The 2,493-nt window shown below is 42.1% G+C and carries 5 protein-coding genes; all 5 read right to left on the minus strand.

Annotation, left to right across the window (positions count from 1 at the left end; all coding sequences use genetic code 11):
* Positions 1 to 105: 105 nt before the first annotated feature.
* The gene (locus AC27HD_RS18730; protein ID WP_032095394.1) at positions 106 to 432 is read right to left on the minus strand and encodes a hypothetical protein; all 327 of its coding nucleotides are present in this window, start codon (positions 430 to 432) and stop codon (positions 106 to 108) included.
* Positions 433 to 535: 103 nt separating this feature from the next.
* Positions 536 to 829, minus strand: coding sequence for a HigA family addiction module antitoxin (locus AC27HD_RS18735; protein ID WP_032095393.1), 294 nt, complete (start codon positions 827 to 829; stop codon positions 536 to 538).
* Entirely contained in the window at positions 829 to 1,107 is a 279-nt protein-coding gene (locus tag AC27HD_RS18740; protein ID WP_032095474.1) for a type II toxin-antitoxin system RelE/ParE family toxin, read from the minus strand. The genes AC27HD_RS18735 and AC27HD_RS18740 overlap by 1 nt, the downstream gene beginning before the upstream one ends.
* Before the next feature lie 547 nt (positions 1,108 to 1,654).
* Positions 1,655 to 1,900 carry a hypothetical protein gene (locus AC27HD_RS18745; protein WP_052010101.1) on the minus strand — a complete coding sequence of 82 codons (246 nt, stop codon included), beginning with the start codon at positions 1,898 to 1,900 and terminating at the stop codon, positions 1,655 to 1,657.
* A 138-nt stretch (positions 1,901 to 2,038) separates the two neighbouring features.
* Complete coding sequence (locus tag AC27HD_RS18750) at positions 2,039 to 2,305, minus strand: hypothetical protein (RefSeq protein WP_032095391.1); 267 nt, start codon at positions 2,303 to 2,305, stop codon at positions 2,039 to 2,041.
* Positions 2,306 to 2,493: the final 188 nt, after the last annotated feature.

Below are 2,493 nucleotides of genomic sequence, written 5' to 3' on the forward strand. Positions count from 1 at the left end.
ACTAAGCTTTGGGGCGCTAACATGGGGCTATAATCGCGAAGCGGCCCGTGCTAGCGTCCCAGGAGAGTTCACCCATAAAAGTGGACACTGGTTTTAATTGTTAATTTAACCCTTATAACAGCTGATAGTAGCAACAGCTTCTAATATTGAAGATTGATTATCGTGCCAGCCTTCTGAGGGTGAAGAATTTGAAATGCCTTTAAGACTGATGTTTTCTCCAAATTTAGACCTACTAAATTCGTAATATCTAGAACGGCACGCTTTTCTAGCTGCAAGATGTATCTTATTTTTGACTGCAACTTTCCCTTCCGATATTGGGCCTTGCGCAGTAATGCGATAAGAGTTTTCTGATAGTTGTTCTACAACTGGCTCCTGTTGTACCGCGCAACTTAGCAGAGTAAGAAAAGCAAATGTTAGAAAAGTAAATCTCACCTAAAATCCTTCTTTGGCATATAACGTCCTACTTTGGCGGCACAATCGCGTGGGCTATACTGCGAAGCAGAGCCCGCGTGTTTGTGTCCCCAACATTTTATTGTTAGGCGGCATGCAGATCTATTGGCTGCACGTTATCCAAGTTAATGCTCTGCTTTGCTTGCCAAAGATCATAATTGTTTTGCATGCTAAGCCAACTTTCAGGGCTTCGCCCTAATACTTTTGATAGCCTCAATGCCATTTCTGGTGTTACTGCACTTTTGCCCTTAACGACACGATTTAGTGTTGAAGCGGCGACACCAAGATGGGTAGCGAGCGCCCTGCAACTTATGCCGTGTGGCTTCATGTAAATGGATTCAATAAATTCACCAGGATGTGGTGGATTGTGCATATTCATTAGTGATAATCCTCGTAATTTAAGATGTAAGCATTACCATCCGTGAACTCGAACGTTACTCTCCAATTACCGTTAACTGATATTGACCAAATATTAGACCTTTCTCCCTTGAGTTGATGGAGAGAGAAACCTGGTAGATTAATGTCATCGATATCTTGTGCGGTATGAATAGCTGCTAACTGCATACGAAGCTTTTTCGCGTGCTTAGTCTGGATGCCTGAAGTTTTCCCTTTTTCGAAAAATAGCTTCAGATCTTTATGCTTAAATGACTTAATTATGGGGTAAAGTGTAGCGCATTGCGCAACGCGGTGCAACTTGCCGCCTAACACCAAATTAAGCGGCGTTGCCCGCTCTTGCCAATGACCGCTTCAATTTCCTTGTTATGTGCTGCAACCTCTCTCATATACTTCCTTATATGCAACTATTTGAGACGAACAACTCTCGGTATTTAAAAAATTAATGTAGCAAGACTTAGTTATTGTGGTCTTACCATCAAACAATTCAGGTTTATTCCAGGTCGGACATAACTTAGGATTATGCATTTCAGTAAACACTTCATAAGTTACCCCTAAGATCGAGTGTTGCTGTGAAGACTTTCCAGTTTTTAAATCTAAGGTCGTCGTTACCTTTTCTAAATAAGGCGCGGTTATCAACACAACGCTCAATACTAAAGCAATGAGTAGAATCTTCTTCATTCAAACTCCAATATACTCGGGCACATAACTTTAAAATATGGGGCGCAAATACGTGTGCAATAATGGCGAAGCCGCGCACGTGTTTGCGTCCCAGCGAGTGCCATAATTTGTTTGTTATATGGCATAAAGCTCACGGTTTACTCAATGCTGAATGATGAATAAGCCAATAGACAGCGGCTACAAAGACACCACCAACCAAGACAGCTAGTGTCCAAATTACTGGCCCCACGAACGCTAGTTGATGATTTTCGTCGTGCAATTTACTTGAGTCATTAAATATAGCGGCACTAAATGCGAGGTGCACAATTATAGTTGCTATAACTGGCAACATTGCCCACATAGACATTGACGAAAAGAAATGAGAATTAAAATCCATTTATTATGTTTCCTTTTTTATTTAAACCTAATTGGCATATAACTTTCCAATAACGGGCGCAGACGCGTGGGACATAATGGCGAAGCCGCCCCGCGTGTATGCGCCACAGCGAACGCAGTGAGTGTGTTGATTGGGTAGTTATGTGCGTAGCTTTATAAGAGCAAAGCGCTCTTGCTTTTCTAAAGCAAATCCGAGCGTAAGTACCATAAAAGCCCCCATTGGTAGCCAAGTTTTACCTGCGAACAAAACCGGTAAAAAACCACATGAAAAAGCAAACAGCCACTTTACAGGGCGGGGTACTCGAAAATATAAAACTGTAAACAGTGTCGGCTTGTTAACGTAAAAAGCAATAAGACCAATTAATAGGACCGTGAAGAGAAGATAACCAATAACTACAAAATCCATTCGCTGAGTTTCCAAAGCTGGTTTTAACCTAATTCTAGTTTAATCTGATTATCATCAAATGTTCAATAGCACATAACGCTTCAATAACGGACGCAGGCACGTAGGGCATAATGGCGAAGCCGCGCGCGTGTTTGCGTCCCAGGAGAGTTCCAGTGAGCGCGAGCGAACGACAACAGTTGTTTGTTAGT

The organism is Alteromonas sp. 4NS20-0143 (assembly GCF_057542855.1).